Raw genomic sequence first — 18,068 nt, forward strand, 5'->3', positions numbered from 1 at the left:
TCCTCATTTCTTATTCACTGAATTTTAGTTACTGCTTGAACTACTGCTCGATTCATTATCTGAACTTGCCGATTCACTAGAACTCGAAGATGAATTAGCGCTCGAACTGCTACTTGAATTGTCACTCGAGTGTGCCGCGCCATCCGTTGACGATGGTGTGGCATTTGTCGTGCCCGTCACATCAATTTTGACCGCGACCGTCTTAGGATCGACACCCACCAGGCCACTTGGGGCTGGCACATCGATATTTTTGTTACGGTAGCGGACACACCTGTCACATCGACAGGGAGGGTGACCTTTTTAATTTTTGCAAGCTCAGCGTTTGACCCATAGACGGTGATGCGTTTGGTCTCACTGCTCAAACTATAGCGGTGACCGGAAACGCCACTGCCCTTTTGCTCAAGTTCGAGGTCAACCTTCTTACTTGGCAAGACAACAGGCAAGGTAACGTGGACGGTTTGTGGTGAAATCACCGCATTGACCGTGTTGCCATCGCTATCAAGGGCTTGTAATAAGACCTCTTGATCGACATCCGTCTTGGTATTGCGATTCAATGCAACCTTGGCGACCACTTGCGAAATCCGTTCGATCTCGCTGCGGGCCCCGGTCACATCAACGGTACTGGTACTCAGCTTTGGCGCTTCGGTTGTATACCCTGGCGCTAAGCTATCCTTGTTGAAATCGACCTGAATCGGCATTTTTATTATCGCGCGTTTGAATCTCAACATCAATGGTGCGCGGATCAATCGTGTAAGTGAGCTCCTTGTTCAAGCCCTCTTCGCGCAACTGAACTGTGTGGCGCCCGATGCCGAGCTTTGTCAGGTCAGCGATAATCCGAAATGACTGCGTATTAGCAGAAACAGTAACCAAAGAGGCGTTCCCTTCTAAAGTCACCTTAACTTTTTGCGGATAACCGGTAATAAAATACTTATCCGTGTTAGCATTGATTTGTAGGGGCACACTCACCGTCTGTTTTTCGTTGCCAGAATCGTGGTGTCCTGCGTGCCAGATGGCCGCGTATTGTTGATGTTTTGCACATTAACATAGGCAAATAAAGCAATCGTTAGAAGCAGGGCCAACAGCCGATACATCCACGGGCTATTCCAAAAGCGGTTCATTTCTTCGCCCCCTTCTTCCCAAAGCCGGTAATGAATTCACGAAAGACATTGGTTGACTCTTCTTCAGCAGGCACTAATTGCGCCGTCAAGAATTTCAAGTAGTCATCGCGGGTCAAATCACGCATCAGATTGTTATTGCTGGTGATGGTCACACCACCGGTTTCTTCTGAAACAACAATCGTCAATGCATCAGTGACTTCACTGATCCCAACGGCAGCCCGGTGTCTGGTTCCCAGTTCCTTGGGAATGCGATTGCTCTCAGACAGAGGCAAATAAGCTGCGGCCACCGCAATTCGATTGTCGCGCAAAATAACCGCGCCATCGTGCAGCGGGGTGTTTGGAATAAAAATATTAATCAGCAATTCGCCGGTAATATCGGCATCCAAATCAATCCCGGTTTCAATATAATCTTCAAGGCCGGTGTTGCGTTGAATGGTAATCAACGCCCCAATCCGCCGCTTACTCATGTATTGAATGGCCTTATCGAGTTCGTTGACCATCTTGGATTCGATCTCGTGAGCATTATTTTTCGATCGTGCAAACAGCGAGCCACGACCGATATGTTCGAGTCCGCGTCTGATTTCTGGCTGGAAAATAATCACCATCACTGGTACGATCCAAGTAATGACTTGATCGACAAGATAGGACACAGTGCGCAGTTGCATGTACCAAGCCACAATCTTGATGGCAGCAATGACGAAGACACCCTTCAGTAATTGAACGGCCTTAGTACCGCGAACCAGCATGATCAGGCGGTAAACCACGTACCAAACGAGCAAAATATCGATGGCATTGATCACCGTTGACCATGTAAATAATTCGTCAAAAAGGTGTTCATGTATCGCCCTCCCTTTATAATTTCTAAATTAGTATACCACGAATCACCGTTGCGTTCGGTGGTTCAATCAAATGATTGTGAGGTTAACACATGTTTCTTTCAACAAATGGTGGTTGCGCATCGCTTTTTGGGTTGCACTCATCTATTTAACACTCTTCGAACACGGTTATTATGACTTTCTCAGCCTGAACCTACTACTCGCCTATATTCCCGTCGAAATAGGCTTCTGGCTGACACCTAAGCGGCACGCGCTTTTATTTTATCCCCTGCTAGTCGTGTGGTTGTTATTCCTACCCAATGCGCCTTACCTGCTGACGGATCTGGTTCACCTCACCTTACTCGATGCTTATTCACCGGTCACCAATCTGCTGATCAATTCGCCCAAGGTCTGGTACAAGTTCACGGAACTAATTATCACCGTTGGCTTAGGCACAGTCGGCGGCTTGCTCAGCATTCAAGCCGTCGTCAAAAGTCTGTCACAACGCTGGCATCGCGATTGGCTGCGCTACTGGTTGGTGCCCGGTGTATCACTGCTCAGTGCGGTCGGCATCTATATCGGCCGTTTCCTGCGTATCCACACCGTGTATCTCTTGATGCCCAACTGGATTGTGCCACGCATTCTGACAATGTGGTCATCGCGGATGTTATTCTTCACCGGGCTTCTCTTCTTGGTTCAGATGGCCGCTTACGGGTTGATGGTGTTGATGCAACGGCCGCGCTCACTCGATGCCTAAAGGAGGCCTGTCATGATCACTCACCGTCGCTTCAAAAACACGGATGCACCAGAAGTGGCCGCACTGGTCAGGACGACCATGCTCACGACCAATCGGCACGATTACAGTCGAGCTTACCTGGAAAACGACCTCAAAACGCTCACAGCAAACGACTTTATTCAGCGCGCGCTACAGTTTCACTGCTACGTCTTTCTGGATTCAGTGACCAACCACATTATCGCGGTCGGTGCGATTGGGCCTTACTGGGGCAAAACGGATGAGAGCAGTCTGTTCAACATCTTTGTCCATCCGAGCTATCAGGGCCAAGGCATCGGCCGCCAGCTCATCAGTGTGTTGGAACAGGACGACTATTTCACGCGGGCACACCGCATCGAAATCCCCGCCTCCATCACGGCGCTGCCCTTCTATCAGAAAATGGGCTACACCTTTAAGGATGGCATTGAGACACCGGATGAGGAACGGCTCTATCGCCTCGAAAAATTCAATCACGCATCAAACTAAAAAGAGACTGAGCAGACATCAACTGATGTTGCTTAGTCTCTCTTTTAGTTGTGTTTTTGCTGCTTATACCAGTAAAGCCACGCCACAACACCGAGTCCGATCAAACTAATCACGATCACAAGCCAAACGCCAAGCTCATTGTGCCAAGCGAGCATTGCCAACACAAAGACCGCAAAAAGTACGCGCGTGTAGGCATTGAAATCATGTTCAACTGAAATGGCATCGGTGTACAGTATACCAGCAGAAAGGGCGATAATGATCAATGATCGCCACACCATATTCACGGCGCTACCGACCATCATGAGGATCAAAATGCTGGGAAAAAAACACCAATAACCAGTACCAGGTCTTCGGTTGCATGCGACTCATCTCCCAATAGTTTTGCCTGTAGTGTACAGCCAAATACTGAGTCGCACCACAAAATCGCTCAAACACAAAAAGCGTTGCGACATCATCTGTTGATTTTGCCGCAACGCTAATTAATCATTTGCGATACATCTTGAATTCCAAGAATAAATCATTGTACAGCCCCACTGTTTTGGGACTCAAATCTTCATAGGTCTGCAGATGAGACATGGTTTGGGCATCGGGATAGAATTGCCGATCATTGCGCACCGCCTTTGGCAACAATGCCTTGGCCTTGTTATTCGGTGTCGCATAGCCGACATACTCCGCGTTTGGGCCGCATTCTTTGGCTGACTCATGAAGTTCAAGAACGCGTAAATCGCCTTGTAATGCTTGGCTGTCTTTGGAATCACCAGGCTATCAAACCACAGATTACTGCCTTCACTCGGCACCACATAGTGCAGATGCGAGTTGCCAGCCAACATTTCAGACGCTTCCCCCGACCAATCGACGGCCAGCGGTGCCTCATTTTCAATCATATACATCTTGATTTCATCCGCGACAATCGCTTTGACATTGGGTGCCAATTGATCCAGCTTACCCTTGGCCGCCTGAAGCGTGGGCGCATCCGTTGTATTCATCGACTTACCCAGTGAAACCAGTGAGAATCCTAAGATATCGCGGGCGGAATCAATCAACATGATTTGATCGCGATACTTGGTGTGCCACAGGTCATCCCAGTGTTTGACTTCACCCGGCTTGATGAACTTGTCGTTGTACACAATCCCGAGCGTGCCCCAGAAATAAGGAATACTGTACTTATTACCAGGATCGAAAGGTTGGTTCATGTACCGCGCACCATAATTGTTCAAACCGGTCAGCTTACTGTGATCGAGCGGCACCAGCAAGTTTGCTTTGCGCATCTTTTCAATCATGTATTCAGATGGCACGGTCAAATCATAACTGGTGCCACCCTGTTGAATCTTGGTAAACATGGCTTCATTGGAATCAAACGTCTCCAAATTGACGTGATACCCACTCTGCTTTTCAAATTTTTTCACCAAGGAAGGATCGATATAGTCCCCCCAGTTGGCGAGATTCAGCACCTTATCACCGGTTGCGCCCTGTGACTGCTGCAATTGCTGGCTCCAAATGGCAAGACCCAAGACAACAACCAAGATACCAACAGTTAAACTAATCAGTCGTTTCATTGATCTGTGCCTCCTTTGCAGCCTTATGCTTTTGCTTTCTCGTCTGTGAATTGGTCTGAATGAAATAGTAACCGACCACGAGTAACAGCGCGAAGATGAACATCACACCGGACAAGGCGTTGATTTCAAGATCAATCCCCTGCCGCGCGCGGGCGTAAATTTCAACGGCCAACGTCTGAAACCCATTCCCGGTCACAAAGAAGGTCACCGCAAAATCATCCAGTGAATATGTGAAGGCCATGAAGAATCCGGCCAAGATGCCTGGCGTGATGAATGGCATAATGATGCGACTGATAATCTGAGCATTCGTTGATCCCAGATCCCGCGCCGCATCCAACATTGATTGCCCCATTTCCTTGAGTTTTGGCAAGACCATCAAGACGACAATTGGAATTGAGAACGCCACGTGACTCATCAAGACAGACCCAAATCCCAGCGGAATTTTGAGTGCGGTGTAAAAAATCAGGAAACTGGCCCCGATAATGACATCGGGACTTACCATCAAGATATTGTTCAAGGACAGGACCGTGTTGCGCACGACAGACCGGGACGTGGTATTGATAGCCAGTGCACCGAGTGTCCCTACAATCGTCGCAATCAGCGAGGACAGTAATGCCAGCAACAAGGTATCCAGCACGATTTGAATCATCCGTGCGTCCGAGAAGAGCGCCGCATAGTGCTTCCAGGTGAACCCTGAGTAATTACTCATCCGGTCTCCCGTTGAGAAGGAATAGACAATGAGATACAGAATCGGAACATAGAGCAAAATAAAGACAAAATCAGGTAGAGATTGCTCCACTTAAACTTAGTTTTCATGGCGTTTCCTCCGTTGTTGCTGTTGGCGTTCGCCGGTAATGAACATGATGATGAACATCGCCACAATCAAGACCACGCCGATAGTGGAACCCATGCCCCAGTTCATCGTGGTTAAGAAATGTTCCTCAATCGCGGTCCCCAGTGTAATCACACGATTCCCACCAATCAGGCGGGTCAACATGAACAGACTGAGTGATGGAATGAAGACGGCCTGAACACCGGATTTCACCCCACTCAGCGTGAGCGGCCAGATGATTTTGGTGAAGGTCTGCCAACTCTTAGCACCCAAATCACGACTGGCATTGACCAAGCCTTCGTTCAACTCTTCGATACCGTTAAAAATAGGCAGAATCATGAACGGAATTTCGATATATGCCGCCACAAAGATGAAGCTAAAGTCTGTAAACAGAATCTGTTGTGGCGCGATGCCGAACATGCCTAAGAAGCTGTTGACACCCCCGTCACGGCTGAAGATTCCGATGAACGCATAAGCCTTTAACAACAAGTTAATCCACGTGGGCAAGATAATGAGGAGCAACCACAATTGCTTATGTTTGGTGTAATGCAACAGATAAGCGGTGGGATACGCGATTAAGAGCGTGACTAATGTGATCAAAACGCGTACCACACTGAATTCACTGTCATCAGTATGTATGTTCCCGACTGGAAGTAAGTTTGGTAGTTACTCAGTGTGAAGTTCCCATTGATATCAAAGAAGGATTGATACACGATCAAAATCACTGGTGCAATCACGAAGAGTGCTAACCACAGGCCATAGGGAATGTAGTAGAAGATATTACTGGTTTTCTTCACTTCTGCACCCCCTATTCGCCTTCATAGCTTTCAAGCCGAGCATCAAAGTCCTCTTCGGATTCGTTCAGACGCATGACGTGAATATCTTCCGCATCGAAGGTTAGGCCCACGGTTTCGCCTTCCTTAGCAGGATTAGTCGCATGAATCAGCCATTCATTACCCAAGCGATCATAAGCCACGATTTCGTAGTAGTCCCCACGGAACAACTGGGTGTCGACCTCAACTTCCACCTTACCGGCATCCACAGTGGTGATATCCAAGTCTTCCGGCCGCAAAACCACTTCAACGGGTTCATTGGGTTTCATCCCTGCATCGACACTCTCGAACTCCTTGCCGTTGAATTCCACCAGATAATCGGCGACCATGTGGCCGGACACGATATTGCTTTCACCGATGAAATCCGCGACAAAGTGATTAATCGGTTCATCGTAGATATCCACAGGTGTGCCGGATTGCTGCACCTCACCATCATTCATGACAAAGATTTCATCGGAGAGCGCTAAGGCTTCTTCCTGGTCATGGGTCACAAATAAGAAGGTGATGCCTAACCGTTGTTGCAATTCGCGCAATTCGTATTGCATATCACGCCGCAATTTGGCATCGAGCGCTGATAACGGTTCATCCAATAAGAGCACTTGTGGTTCTAACACAATCGCCCGCGCGATGGCGACACGTTGCTGTTGGCCCCCTGATAACTCAGAGATTTCACGATCACCGTAGCCGGACAACCGCACCATTTTTAGGGCGGCATCCACACGATCGGTAATCTGTGACTTATCGGTTTTGCGAATCCGTAAGCCGTAAGCCACGTTGTCAAACACATTCATGTGTGGGAACAAGGCATAGTCTTGGAACACGGTGTTCACGTTGCGTTGATTGGCAGGCACATCATTAATCCGCTTGCCCTGGAACAAAATATCGCCTTCAGTGACATCGAGAAAGCCCGCAATAGCCCGCAAATGGTGGTCTTACCGCTCCCTGAAGGGCCCAATAAGGTATAAAACTTGCCCTGCTCGATTTCAATATTGATGTCTTTTAGTACCGTCGTTGAACCATAGGCTTTGCTGACGTGCTGCAGGTCTACAATCACTTCACTCACAGTATCACTCTCCCCCGTTATAGATACGATGCGGTCGCCACTAGAATACAGCGACTCACACCTTTTGCTAGATTTTGAATTTGATGGTTCTCGCTGGCATGAAAATAAATGGTTTCGCCAGCCTTGGCCCGATACACCTTTTCACCCAGCGTCAAGCCGATGATTCCGGCTGTGACGTAGATAAAGGTCTCGGCCGGTGATGGCTCAAACGTCTTGAAGGTACCGTGTGGATCCAGGCTGATGGCCACTGGCTCCATCTCATTCTCATTACTCTCTGGCACCAACCAGCGAATCGTGTAGCCCTTTGTTTCGTCGTGATACTCGGTCTGTTCATCGACAGGATAGACCAGCTGAATCGGTTTTTCTTCTTGGAAGAAGTCACTCGGTGTTTGGCCGAGAACCGCCAAGATATCAAAGAACGTTTCCATCGATGGCGAGCTCTGGTTGTGCTCGAGCTGGGAGATATAGCCCTTACTCAGATCGGTGCGCTCCCCCAGCTCTTCTTGTGTCAAATTCTTTTGGATCCGCAGATTGCGGATCTTTTTGCCCAATGTCCATTCGCCACCTCCAAAAGTTTCGTTAAACTAAACAAAAAGTTTAAAGCACGAACTCAATTATAACGGGTATGACGTATTTTTCAAGCATCTGAAACAAAAATAGAGATGGCGTCAAACCCCGCGGGGCCTGGCGCCATCTCTATTCTCTTAACTCGATATATAGCTGGTAATGGTCGCGTGATCCGAACCATCATTAGCCTTCCGTTAACTCAGCCGCGTTTTCTGTAAAATTGACGCCCTGATTCAACTTCTGCGCCATCCGTGGCGTCAGATAACCCTGTTCGGCGAGATCATGAATCGCGGTTCGTTCAGCCGCAAACGCGATGGCACGAAGGCGTTGCACCTCACGTTCGTACTGCTGTGACTTGTGCTGGCTGAGATCCTTCACGCTGGCAATACGATTGCGATACTGCACAATCAGTGAGTAAATCACCTGGCGATTGTATTGATGCGCCCGGTTTTCCGGTTTCTTCAAGAAGGCGGAAATCGCCTTCAGCCCACTTTTTGCCAATTCTTTCTCGACAAACAAGCGATCTTGGTAGCGCGATTGGGTGCGGCCCTTGAACAGCTCAGTCGCTAAATGCCGCGTCTGCAGCTGCAAGCGATTGGCCATCAAGTGTAGTGTTGGCTGACCGTAATGATCCTCCAAGATATTGAGTTCCTTGAGTCGGCGTTCGAGCGCTCGCAACGTTCTTGTAACGGACCGCATCGATTTGGCCGTCCTTCTTTAAACCGTCCAATGCAATCAACTCACCCCGAATCCCGACACGCCGCAGCACCAGTTCATCTTGAATCAATGGGGGAATCGTATCGGAGGTATCCCGATCCAGTTCAATACGGCGAATCAACGCCTGATATTCTCCCATCAAATCGAGGACGGGTTTTTGATTCGTCTCGCGGCGCTCAGATTCTAGCCGTCTCACCGCCGTTTGATAGACAAAATTTTGGCTTGATCTTCCGTCAATAAGCGCACATCGGCTTGGTCATCGTCCGTGTCCTCATCATTCAATGCGGACTGTTCGATGGCTGAACCCCGTAACTGCAGTGGTGACCAAATCTTAGTGATGAGTGGTAATGACACTACCGCAACCACCAGACTCAATACCACCACAATCGCCGCGATAAATAGCATCAAATCACGTTCAGGAAACGCGTCACCGCTATCCAGTAACGCTGGGACCGCGAGTACCCCGACCAAAGTGATGGCCCCACGAACACCGGAAATACCGGTTAACAGCGCCGTTCGGATTGCCGGTCGCTTCTGCGTATTCTTGCGCATCCACTGCCACCACATGTAAGCATATCCCCATGCCACGCGTAATGTCAGCACGACGATATAGACCGCCAAGGCGTACCCAAAGGCCTGCCAAGTATTGACGGCCTGGGTGCGAATAATGGCCCCCGTCGCCAGTGGTAGCTCGATTCCAAGAATCAGGAAGATAATCCCGTTCAGCACATAGACCACGATATCCCACGTCCGCTCGGTCACAATCCGCAATTCGGGCAGCGCCGCAATGTAGCGATTGCGCTGTGAATTGTTCAGCAACCCAGCGACAACAACGGCGATAACGCCAGATGCGTTCAAGCTTCATCGACAAGCAAATAAATCAGAAACGGCGTCATAATCTGCAAAATTGTGTGCAGAATAACATCGTTAATCCCTTGCTGCAGCAGCCATTGACGGGCAAAGTTGATGGCAATCATCAACACAGCCCCTGCTATGGCCCCGACAATCGCAATATAAAAGAAATCACCGATCGCATCGCCCAGTGCAAACGCACCGGTCACTGTGGCCGCAATCCCGTATTTAAACCCAATCAGACCACTGGCATCATTAATCAGGCTTTCGCCACTGACCAGATGAAGGACTTCATCTGGCAAGTGCACACGCTTGGCCAGTGACTGCACCGCGATGGGATCAGTGGGCGCGATAATCGCCGCCAGCGCAAAACCCGCGGACAGTGGCATTGCTGGGACAAGCCAATGCATGAATAACCCACCGATGAGAATTGTCGCAAACACTAAGAAAATCGCATTCCCGATGATCGGCCCGCGCAGTTTCCACAACTCTCGCTTTGGAAAGTGGCGGCCGTCATTGAACAGCAATGGCGCGATGAACAGCAACATAAACCAATCTGTTGCTAAATTGATTTGGAGGTGGAAAATCAAAGCCACCCCGACCCCTAAAGCGGTCTGAATCAGCGATACTGGGATGGAAACAATGTAGTGGCTCAAAACGTTGGAGACGATTACCAGACTCACTAAAAACAGAATCGCTTCAACTAAATGCATCCTATCCCTCCCTACTTAGGTTCTTCACCAATGATGCGCACTTCGGGTTCGAGTTGCACATCAAATTTTTCTAAAACTGTCTTTTGGACCAAATGAATCATATCCATATAATCGGTCGCCGTGGCGTGATTGATATTCACGATAAAGCCCGCGTGTTTCTCAGAAATCTGAGCACCACCGATAATGTGGCCTTGTAAGCCGGCTTTTTGAATCAATGGCCCAACAAAATGGCCAACGGGACGCTTAAAGACAGACCCACAGGATGGATATTCCAGTGGTTGCTTGGCCGCGCGCAAAGCATTGAGTTCGTCCATCTCACTCCGAATCTCAGGTTTGTCGCCCGGCTTGAGCTTAAAGGTGGCCGCGACCACAACATCGCCGGTATCTTGCACCAGGCTGTGGCGATAACTGAATTGCATCTCTGCTTGTTGATAAGTCTTCAGCGTGCCATCAGGTGTGATGACATCGACACGCTCGATCACGGGTGCGACTTCGCCACCGTAAGCGCCCGCATTCATGAAGACGGCCCCACCAATGCTGCCGGGAATACCAGCCGCAAATTCGAGGCCGGTCAATCCTGCCTGATAAGCCACTTCGGTCGTGTCAATCAAGCGCGCCCCTGCTTGTGCTGTGACTCGCTCACCATCAGTCGTGATGGTTTTCATGGCTGTTAAAATAATGGTTAACCCGCGGATGCCACCATCCTTCACAATCAGGTTGCTGGCATTGCCGATAATGGTCACAGGCAATTGGTTTGTTTTCGCGTATTGTAGTAATTGGGTTACCTGCGCTAGGGTTTCTGGAAAAGCCAATAAATCTGCTGGGCCACCGGTTTTGGTAAAGGTATAATAACTGAGTGGTTCATCCTTCTTTAGAACAATATCTTTTAATTCAGGCACGACAGCAGCCACGTTTTCAAGTCCTCTCTCAATTGCATAATCTCTTACAAGTTTAGCATAAATCAATTCATGGTACACTGCAGGAAGTGGTTTGAAGCCAATTCCGACCAAGTTTGTTCAAGTCACCGGCTTTAGGTAAAATAGATAACGAGGAGCGTGAATGCATAATGAAATTTATTTCGTGGAATGTTAATGGCCTGCGAGCCGTTCTCAAAAAAGACTTTCTCGATACGTTTAACACACTGGATGCAGACTGGTTCTGCCTGCAAGAAACCAAGATGCAAGCGGGTCAGGTCGAACTCGACCTACCCGGCTACTATCAATATTTTAATTACGCCGAACGCAAGGGTTATTCAGGTACTGCCATTTTCACCAAGCATGAACCCATGGCGGTCACTTACGGTATCGGTCAAGAAGAGCACGACAAAGAAGGCCGTGTCATCACGCTAGAATATCCCAACTTTTACATGATGACGGTCTACACCCCCAATTCCGGCAGTGAGCTCAAGCGACTCGACTATCGCCAATCCTGGGATGCCGCTTTTCTTGACTACACCAAGCAATTAGCTGCCAAAAAGCCTTTGATCTATTGTGGTGATTTGAACGTCGCGCACGAAGAAATCGATCTCAAGAATTTCAAAACAAACCATCACAACGCTGGCTTTACGGACGAAGAACGGCAAGACTTCACCAAGCAATTGAACGCCGGCTTTGTCGATACCTTCCGTCACTTCTACCCTGATCAGGCCGGTATTTACTCATGGTGGAGTTATCGCTTCTCCGCTCGCAAGAACAATGCCGGTTGGCGCATTGACTATTTTGTCACCAGTGATGCGATGAATCCGCAGTTGGTGGATGCCAAGATTCATAACGAAATTATGGGGAGCGATCATTGTCCCGTTGAACTCACGACCACCGACCTTTTGGAGGCGAACTAATGGATTTCATCGCGATGGATTACGAAACAGCCAATCGCACGCGTGCCTCTGCCTGCTCGATTGCGTTGGTTGTCGTGCGTGATAATCGCGTGGTGGATAGTTTCTATAGTCTGATTAATCCACAGGTCCGATTTGAATCCCAAAACACACGGATTCACGGGATTTCCGCCGCGATGGTGGCGGATGCCCCTACCTGGCCGCAAATGTGGCCCCACGTGCAAAACTTTTTCACCCGCAGCCAACTGGTCACGGCTCACAATGCCAGTTTTGATGCGTCTGTTGTGCGTAAAAGCCTGGAGCGCTATCAACTCGATCCGGTGAGTTATCAACTGATTGACACGGTCAAAACGAGTCGTGAGCTCTTTCCGGCATTACCCAATCACAAGTTGAACACCATGAGTGACTTCTTAGACATTCGGTTGGATAATCATCACAATGCACTCGCGGATGCATTTGCCTGTGCCCGGATTCTGTTACAAGAAGCCACGATGTTTGGCCAACCGGCACTGCAGCCCTTCGTCAAACTGCAAAAGTAAGTTAACGCTGCGCATCAAAAAGAGTCTGCGACAAGCCCACTTCGGGTTGTCACAGACTCTTTTTTGCCTTCTATTAAGAGATTATTCTTCAGTAATATCGAGCTGTTTGAGCAAGGCCTGCGCGCGCTCACCAACAGCATCAAAGCTCAAATGCCGCGCGTCATCGTCGTTCTCATCCTTAACCAGATGCAACATCAGATAGGCTTCAGGCAGGCTTTGGCCCAGAAATTCAGGCCATTCCACCACGCTCACACCATCGCCCTCGAAATATTCTTCAAGGCCCAAGTCATCCGCCCCGCCATTTTCAAGCCGGTAGATATCCATGTGATACAGTGGCAACCGCCCCTGTTGATACTCACGAATAATGGTGAATGTTGGGCTCTTGATAGGCGCATCGATGCCGAGACCTTCCGCGATACCTTTGGTCAGACTCGTCTTCCCCGCACCCAAATCACCATCTAGCAACAACACATCGCCGGGTTGCAACAGGTCAGCAAGGCGTTTGCCAAACTGCTGCAGAGCCGCTTCATTTTGAATCCGCATGATTACATTTGGGTTTGGGCAGCCGTGATGATGGCTAACTTGTAGACATCTTCTTCATTGGCGCCACGTGACAAGTCAGAGACCGGCTTGTTTAAGCCTTGCAGGATAGGTCCGATCGCTTCAAAACCACCAAAGCGTTGGGCAATCTTGTAGCCAATATTCCCAGATTGTAATTCAGGGAAAATAAAGACATTAGCTTCACCGGCAACGTCTGAACCAGGCGCCTTTTGCTTGGCAACGGATGGCACAAACGCAGCATCGAATTGTAATTCGCCATCTAAGGCCAAATCAGGTGCCAATTCGTGGGCGATTTGGGTGGCTTCAACCACCTTATCAACTTGTGGTGCCTTAGCTGAGCCCTTGGTTGAGAAGGACAACAGTGCCACCTTAGGATCGATGTCAAAGAGTTGGGCTGTCTTTGCAGATTCAACCGCAATTTCAGCTAATTCTTGGGCGTTAGGGTCAATGTTGATGGCGTTATCTGCGAACAAGTAACGCTCGTCACGACCGCGTTGCATGATGTAGGCACCACTCGTGCGGGCCACACCGGGCCGAGTCTTGATGATTTGGAGTGCAGGCCGCACCGTATCACCGGTTGAATGAACCGCGCCGCTGACCATGCCATCCGCTTGATCCATGTACACGAGCATCGTCCCAAAGTAGTTCACATCTTTGAGGATGGTACGTGCTTGCTCTTCTGTTGCCTTACCCTTGCGGCGTTCGACAAAAGCGGTGACCATCTCTTCAAAAATCGCATCGGTTTCAGGATCACGAATCACCAATTGCTTGGTCTGCCAGTTGTTTTCTTGCGCAACTTGTTCAATCGTATCTGGATTGCCCAACACGATGGGTTGTACCAGGCTGTCTGTCGCCAAGCGTACAGCGGCACCCAGAATACGAGGTTCTGTCCCTTCGGGGAAAACAATCTTGATTTGCTTACCAGAAATCTTTGCTTTCAAACTATCGAATAAATCCATGTCTTTTTAGCCTCCATTGTAACGGTTTACTTGCCTATCATAGCTGATTTTGTAGTGACTTACTAGCCCTCTTCTGGCAATTGCCAATTTATTGGCGTTTCGCCCATTTCTTCAAGAAGTTGATTGGTCTTTGAAAACGGCCGACTACCAAAGAAACCGCGATATGCCGATAATGGGCTCGGATGAACGGATGTCAAAATCCGATTCTTCTTTGTGTCGATCAGTGTCTGCTTCTGCTTGGCCGAATTGCCCCACAGAATAAAGACCACGCCACCGCGTTTTGACAAGGCGCTGATGGCCGCGTCACTCAACTGCTCCCACCCTTTATTTTGATGGGAGTTGGCCTGGCCTCGACGCACCGTCAAGACGGCATTGAGCAGCAAAACACCCTGATCGGCCCAAGACTTGAGGTAACCATGGTGCACAGGCGTGTAGCCCAAGTCAGATTGCAGTTCTTGATAGATGTTTTTGAGTGATGGCGGCAAAGGTGCATCCGGCATCACCGCAAAACTTGCCCCCACGGCCTGATTGGGTTCGTGATACGGGTCCTGTCCCAGAATGACAACCTTGACCTGGTCAAACGGGGTCCACTCAAAAGCCTGAAAGATGTGATGCATCTCAGGATAGATGGTTTGGGTCGTATACTCCTGCTTCAGGAATTCATGCAATTGCGCATATGCTGGGCTCTCAAATACAGGCTCAAGCACCTGCTGCCAGTCATTATGAATCAAAGTCTTCATCGCTAAACCTCCTGCATTCAGTGTACCCAAAATTGTCGGCTGTGCCAAAAAAGCTGGCTGTTTTGTTGAGATGCGCTCATTCTGGTTCGTGGGACTTTTCACGATAACGCTACCATGAACTGGCGAAACATGATAAACTCGATTTTGAATGGGAGGAATGGATTATGATCAAAATCATCGCATCTGATATGGACGGCACCCTGTTAAACGACAAAATGCAGGTGTCAGACTTCAACGCTCACGCTATCCGCGAGGCACAAGCGGCAGGAATTGAATTCGTGGTGGCAACCGGCCGCGGGCTCACGGAAGCAAAGCCACTGCTGCAAGCGCAACAACTCGAACCCGCCTTTATCACACTGAATGGCGCGCAAGTGTATGATGAAGATGACCAGTTGGTTGTCGACATTCCCCTCACTATCGATTCCCGCGACTTTGTCATCAAAACACTCAATGAACGGGGCATCTATTTTGAACTCGTGACAAATCAAGGCATCTATTCCGACAGCAAGGTCAAGCGGATTCAAAACGTGGCCGATCTGCTGGTCAATCTGAATCCCGATACCACATACAAAATCGCGGTGGCCTTAGCGGCTGCCCGGTTGGAACTGATGAATATTAACTATGTCGATAATTACGCCGAACTGCTGCAGACGCCAGGGCTTGAGGTGCTCAAGATTATCGCCTTTTCAAGCGACCACGCCGCATTAGTTGAACCCAAAACTTTGTTCAACCAACAAGCTAATTTGATAGTGACCAGCAGTTCTGCCAACAATATCGAGGTTAATCACATCAATGCGCAAAAGGGCCAGGCACTCGAAGCCTTTGCACAACAGCGTCACGTCAGCATGAATGAAGTGATGGCAATCGGTGACAACCTCAACGATGAATCAATGATTCGTGACGCCAAATACGGCGTTGCCATGGCGAATGCCGTGCCTCAGATCAAGGCATTGGCCTGGGAAGAGACTAAAACAAATATTGAAGATGGGGTCGGCCTTGCGATTAAGCGTGCCATCGAACTCAACCAAGCCGAATAGGTCATAGCAATGGAATTCTTTATCGATACCATGGAACTCAGACAAACCGGTGCCACCCCCGTGCGCAATCGTCGTCGGCATCCAATGCTCATGTTGAACGGTCGACTGGGTATTTTGAACGAGGGCTTTGTGCTCACTGACCTGCTCAACCACGAGCTCGGTCGGGTACGACAGCGCTCTATCGGGGTGTTTCCACGGTTTGAATTAATCGTCGACGACACATCTGTTGGCACCATCAAGCAGATGTTTGGGGTTTGGCATGAATTCATTTATGTTTCTGATCTCAACTGGATCGTGATGGGAAACCTGCTCACGAATCAATACCGCACCTACCACGGCATTCGCCTCATCATGCAGGCGGACAGTCAGACCTGGATGCCCGATGGGATTCATCTCACGGTCAACGCGCCCGATGATTGCACCAGTGCAATTTTACTCGCAATTCTGTTGGATCACTTCAGTCGCATCGGCTCACCACACCTGGTGTGGCCACCAGAGTCACCTCTGGCCAATGATTTTCTTGAATATCGCAAAAACAGCCTGAGACACATCCGTTTGGATGTGTCTCAGGCTGTTTTGTTTATGGCTTCAATTCAAGCGCGAGTCGAATCATGTCCTTCAACACCAATTTATTCTCAACGATAGGTTCGTCATAGTGATCGAGAAAGAAATTGGGCACAACGGCCACAACGCGAAAGCCCATTTTTTGATAAAGATACAGTTGTTCAAAACTGGTGCTACCGGTGCCGATTTCGACTCGGATCGCCCCACACTGCTCCGCCCAATTCAGTGCAAACGTCAATAATCGGGTCCCGATTCCTTGGCCTTGATCAGCCGGTGTCACCGCAAGATTCATAATTTCAATGCGATTTGTCGTTTTGTTCAACGAGAGCAATCAAGCCGCACAGATGCGCTTCGCGATAAGCTTCAAAAACATGGGCTTGGTCTAGATAACGCAAAATCATCGCTTGGGACGGATCGGCTGCCAATAGAAGTTGCCAATGTTGATCGGTGATGCAGTCAACCGGTCGAATCGTGATTGGCATTAAAGCGCCTTGACCATGTGATTGTAACGATGGCTACCAATCATCAGTTCCCCATTCTTGGTGAAACCATGGCGTTCATACAGCGCTTGGGCCCGCGGATTGGTCTGATCGACATTGAGACTCATTGTGGTCTCCCCGCGCTGTTTGATGATTTCAGCCACCGTGTCGATCAACTGGCCACCCAGGCCATGCCCCTGCGCATTTTCCGCAACAGCCAGAGTATCCAGGTACCACTCACCCGGATAACTCTCTTGATCAGTGAATAATTGCTTTTTGTTATCGACCCCGAGTTTCTTCAATAAGGGTTCGAAGGGCAGATCAATATTGGCTTCATCCACATGCGGATAACCCACAAGAATTCCCTTCACTTCATCTTCCACGGTTGCGACGAATGTCCGCTCGTAACTATACCGGTACCCTGGCAACAAGAATGCCTCTTCAAAACCGGATAGAGGACATCCTTTGGCAGTGGCATCAGTTCAGGAATTTCCATTTCTTCAAACACAATATCAATTAATGCACAACAGCCTTTGCATCTTCAGGCTTACTTGGACGTATCATTATAATCACCTCAAAGCCAGTCTACCAGATATCTCAGGGGCACACAAAAAGTCGATTGCACGCATCGGCTGACTGGCCGCTGTGTGCAATCGACGTGTCAATTATCCTGCTGACAATTTATCGGTCAACGTCTTTAGTTTACCCATAACGATCTTCCCGCCAAGCGCTCCTTATCAAAACGTTGATTGTTCGGCAATCAAGCGGTTTCCACAAATGAGCACTAAACAATTTGCGTTTTGTTGATCTCAAAAAAAGAACCCCAGACACACTATGTTGTGGCTAAAATTAATTATTTACACAATTGATACAATTTGCTTTATTTTAATATTCGGTCCCGCTTACAGCGAACAAATTGCGCGGTTAACCTTACTTTTTCGAAAATCGAATGCCTAAAAACACTGATTTTACGCCAAGTGTCGGCCTTGTTTCACCTGTTATTTTTGCTAACATAACTTTGGTGTTACATG

Annotated in this window: 17 protein-coding genes and 6 pseudogenes; 6 read left to right on the forward strand and 17 right to left on the reverse strand. The window is 48.9% G+C overall.

Annotation, left to right across the window (positions count from 1 at the left end):
* Positions 1-24: 24 nt before the first annotated feature.
* Together JCM17471_RS03990 and cdaA are read right to left on the reverse strand one after the other, a co-directional pair.
* Positions 25-1,118, reverse strand: a pseudogene (locus JCM17471_RS03990) (CdaR family protein).
* Entirely contained in the window at positions 1,115-1,918 is an 804-nt protein-coding gene (cdaA, locus tag JCM17471_RS03995; RefSeq protein ID WP_439646744.1) for a diadenylate cyclase CdaA, read from the reverse strand. Before cdaA ends, JCM17471_RS03990 begins: the two are co-directional and overlap by 4 nt.
* Before the next feature lie 109 nt (positions 1,919-2,027).
* On the opposite strand from cdaA, the gene JCM17471_RS04000 reads away from it, so the two are divergent.
* Both JCM17471_RS04000 and JCM17471_RS04005 read left to right on the forward strand, forming a co-directional pair.
* Positions 2,028-2,690, forward strand: coding sequence for a DUF1361 domain-containing protein (locus tag JCM17471_RS04000; protein WP_054776906.1), 663 nt, complete (start codon positions 2,028-2,030; stop codon positions 2,688-2,690).
* A gap of 12 nt (positions 2,691-2,702) precedes the next feature.
* The gene (locus JCM17471_RS04005) at positions 2,703-3,191 is read left to right on the forward strand and encodes a GNAT family N-acetyltransferase (RefSeq protein ID WP_054776907.1); all 489 of its coding nucleotides are present in this window, start codon (positions 2,703-2,705) and stop codon (positions 3,189-3,191) included.
* Between the two features lie 44 nt (positions 3,192-3,235).
* Here JCM17471_RS04005 and JCM17471_RS04010 read toward each other — a convergent pair whose 3' ends face one another.
* The 9 genes and pseudogenes from JCM17471_RS04010 to murB all read right to left on the reverse strand — a co-directional run bounded on the left by JCM17471_RS04010 (position 3,236) and on the right by murB (position 11,235).
* Entirely contained in the window at positions 3,236-3,454 is a 219-nt protein-coding gene (locus tag JCM17471_RS04010) for a hypothetical protein (protein WP_162208344.1), read from the reverse strand.
* Between the two features lie 220 nt (positions 3,455-3,674).
* Positions 3,675-4,747 (reverse strand): annotated as a pseudogene (locus JCM17471_RS04015) (ABC transporter substrate-binding protein).
* A pseudogene (locus tag JCM17471_RS04020) lies at positions 4,731-5,563 on the reverse strand (ABC transporter permease). Before JCM17471_RS04020 ends, JCM17471_RS04015 begins: the two co-directional pseudogenes overlap by 17 nt.
* Positions 5,553-6,376: pseudogene (locus JCM17471_RS04025) on the reverse strand (ABC transporter permease). The pseudogenes JCM17471_RS04020 and JCM17471_RS04025 overlap by 11 nt, the downstream one beginning before the upstream one ends.
* An 11-nt stretch (positions 6,377-6,387) precedes the next feature.
* Positions 6,388-6,957, reverse strand: a complete 570-nt coding sequence (locus JCM17471_RS16385) for an ABC transporter ATP-binding protein (protein WP_369395792.1) — start codon at positions 6,955-6,957, stop codon at positions 6,388-6,390.
* 90 nt (positions 6,958-7,047) lie between these two features.
* Positions 7,048-7,475: pseudogene (locus JCM17471_RS16390) on the reverse strand (ABC transporter ATP-binding protein); the annotation flags it as partial.
* Between the two features lie 17 nt (positions 7,476-7,492).
* Positions 7,493-8,026, reverse strand: coding sequence for a helix-turn-helix domain-containing protein (locus JCM17471_RS04035; protein ID WP_054776909.1), 534 nt, complete (start codon positions 8,024-8,026; stop codon positions 7,493-7,495).
* 199 nt (positions 8,027-8,225) lie between these two features.
* Positions 8,226-10,324 (reverse strand): annotated as a pseudogene (locus JCM17471_RS04040) (cation:proton antiporter).
* Between the two features lie 11 nt (positions 10,325-10,335).
* Positions 10,336-11,235, reverse strand: coding sequence for a UDP-N-acetylmuramate dehydrogenase (murB, locus tag JCM17471_RS04045; RefSeq protein WP_054776910.1), 900 nt, complete (start codon positions 11,233-11,235; stop codon positions 10,336-10,338).
* A 155-nt stretch (positions 11,236-11,390) separates the two neighbouring features.
* Between murB and JCM17471_RS04050 the strand changes: the two genes are divergently transcribed.
* Both JCM17471_RS04050 and JCM17471_RS04055 read left to right on the forward strand, forming a co-directional pair.
* Positions 11,391-12,161 carry an exodeoxyribonuclease III gene (locus JCM17471_RS04050; protein WP_054776911.1) on the forward strand — a complete coding sequence of 257 codons (771 nt, stop codon included), beginning with the start codon at positions 11,391-11,393 and terminating at the stop codon, positions 12,159-12,161.
* Positions 12,161-12,697, forward strand: coding sequence for a 3'-5' exonuclease (locus JCM17471_RS04055; protein WP_054776912.1), 537 nt, complete (start codon positions 12,161-12,163; stop codon positions 12,695-12,697). Before JCM17471_RS04050 ends, JCM17471_RS04055 begins: the two co-directional genes overlap by 1 nt.
* Before the next feature lie 81 nt (positions 12,698-12,778).
* Here the strand turns inward: JCM17471_RS04055 and tsaE are convergent, their stop codons facing one another.
* From tsaE to JCM17471_RS04070, 3 genes are all read right to left on the reverse strand, one after another.
* Positions 12,779-13,240, reverse strand: coding sequence for a tRNA (adenosine(37)-N6)-threonylcarbamoyltransferase complex ATPase subunit type 1 TsaE (gene tsaE, locus JCM17471_RS04060; RefSeq protein WP_054776913.1), 462 nt, complete (start codon positions 13,238-13,240; stop codon positions 12,779-12,781).
* A 2-nt stretch (positions 13,241-13,242) separates the two neighbouring features.
* A complete protein-coding gene (gene pta, locus JCM17471_RS04065; RefSeq protein ID WP_054776914.1) occupies positions 13,243-14,217 on the reverse strand; it encodes a phosphate acetyltransferase in 975 nt (324 codons plus the stop codon).
* Positions 14,218-14,279: 62 nt separating this feature from the next.
* Positions 14,280-14,957, reverse strand: a complete 678-nt coding sequence (locus tag JCM17471_RS04070) for a uracil-DNA glycosylase (protein WP_054776915.1) — start codon at positions 14,955-14,957, stop codon at positions 14,280-14,282.
* Between the two features lie 164 nt (positions 14,958-15,121).
* Between JCM17471_RS04070 and JCM17471_RS04075 the strand changes: the two genes are divergently transcribed.
* Both JCM17471_RS04075 and JCM17471_RS04080 read left to right on the forward strand, forming a co-directional pair.
* On the forward strand, positions 15,122-15,994 hold the full coding sequence (locus JCM17471_RS04075) for a Cof-type HAD-IIB family hydrolase (protein WP_054776916.1): 873 nt from the start codon (positions 15,122-15,124) through the stop codon (positions 15,992-15,994).
* Positions 15,995-16,003: 9 nt separating this feature from the next.
* Complete coding sequence (locus tag JCM17471_RS04080; RefSeq protein ID WP_054776917.1) at positions 16,004-16,639, forward strand: LURP-one-related/scramblase family protein; 636 nt, start codon at positions 16,004-16,006, stop codon at positions 16,637-16,639.
* Here JCM17471_RS04080 and JCM17471_RS13325 read toward each other — a convergent pair.
* The 3 genes from JCM17471_RS13325 to JCM17471_RS04090 are packed head-to-tail and all read right to left on the reverse strand — an operon-like array spanning position 16,575 to position 17,465.
* Positions 16,575-16,880 carry a GNAT family N-acetyltransferase gene (locus JCM17471_RS13325; RefSeq protein WP_082395202.1) on the reverse strand — a complete coding sequence of 102 codons (306 nt, stop codon included), beginning with the start codon at positions 16,878-16,880 and terminating at the stop codon, positions 16,575-16,577. The two genes, JCM17471_RS04080 and JCM17471_RS13325, sit on opposite strands and share 65 nt — an antisense overlap.
* Entirely contained in the window at positions 16,855-17,040 is a 186-nt protein-coding gene (locus JCM17471_RS14940) for a hypothetical protein (protein WP_054776918.1), read from the reverse strand. Before JCM17471_RS14940 ends, JCM17471_RS13325 begins: the two co-directional genes overlap by 26 nt.
* Positions 17,040-17,465 (reverse strand): GNAT family N-acetyltransferase, encoded by a 426-nt coding sequence (locus JCM17471_RS04090; protein ID WP_225354113.1) that lies wholly within the window; start codon positions 17,463-17,465, stop codon positions 17,040-17,042. Before JCM17471_RS04090 ends, JCM17471_RS14940 begins: the two co-directional genes overlap by 1 nt.
* Positions 17,466-18,068 lie beyond the last annotated feature (603 nt).

This window comes from Lacticaseibacillus saniviri JCM 17471 = DSM 24301 (genome assembly GCF_001311785.1).
In the GTDB taxonomy this organism is placed as follows: Bacteria; Bacillota; Bacilli; order Lactobacillales; family Lactobacillaceae; genus Lacticaseibacillus; species Lacticaseibacillus saniviri.

Bases quoted from the DNA above. Each gene is read 5' to 3' on its own strand.
- JCM17471_RS16385 (WP_369395792.1), bottom strand. From the start codon at position 6,957: ATGCAATACGAATTGCGCGAATTGCAACAACGGTTAGGCATCACCTTC.
- tsaE (WP_054776913.1), bottom strand. From the start codon at position 13,240: ATGCGGATTCAAAATGAAGCGGCTCTGCAGCAGTTTGGCAAACGCCTT.
- JCM17471_RS04070 (WP_054776915.1), bottom strand. From the start codon at position 14,957: ATGAAGACTTTGATTCATAATGACTGGCAGCAGGTGCTTGAGCCTGTA.
- JCM17471_RS04050 (WP_054776911.1), top strand. From the start codon at position 11,391: ATGAAATTTATTTCGTGGAATGTTAATGGCCTGCGAGCCGTTCTCAAA.
- pta (WP_054776914.1), bottom strand. From the start codon at position 14,217: ATGGATTTATTCGATAGTTTGAAAGCAAAGATTTCTGGTAAGCAAATC.
- JCM17471_RS04005 (WP_054776907.1), top strand. From the start codon at position 2,703: ATGATCACTCACCGTCGCTTCAAAAACACGGATGCACCAGAAGTGGCC.
- JCM17471_RS04055 (WP_054776912.1), top strand. From the start codon at position 12,161: ATGGATTTCATCGCGATGGATTACGAAACAGCCAATCGCACGCGTGCC.
- JCM17471_RS04080 (WP_054776917.1), top strand. From the start codon at position 16,004: ATGGAATTCTTTATCGATACCATGGAACTCAGACAAACCGGTGCCACC.
- JCM17471_RS14940 (WP_054776918.1), bottom strand. From the start codon at position 17,040: ATGCCAATCACGATTCGACCGGTTGACTGCATCACCGATCAACATTGG.
- JCM17471_RS04075 (WP_054776916.1), top strand. From the start codon at position 15,122: ATGATCAAAATCATCGCATCTGATATGGACGGCACCCTGTTAAACGAC.
- JCM17471_RS04000 (WP_054776906.1), top strand. From the start codon at position 2,028: ATGATTGTGAGGTTAACACATGTTTCTTTCAACAAATGGTGGTTGCGC.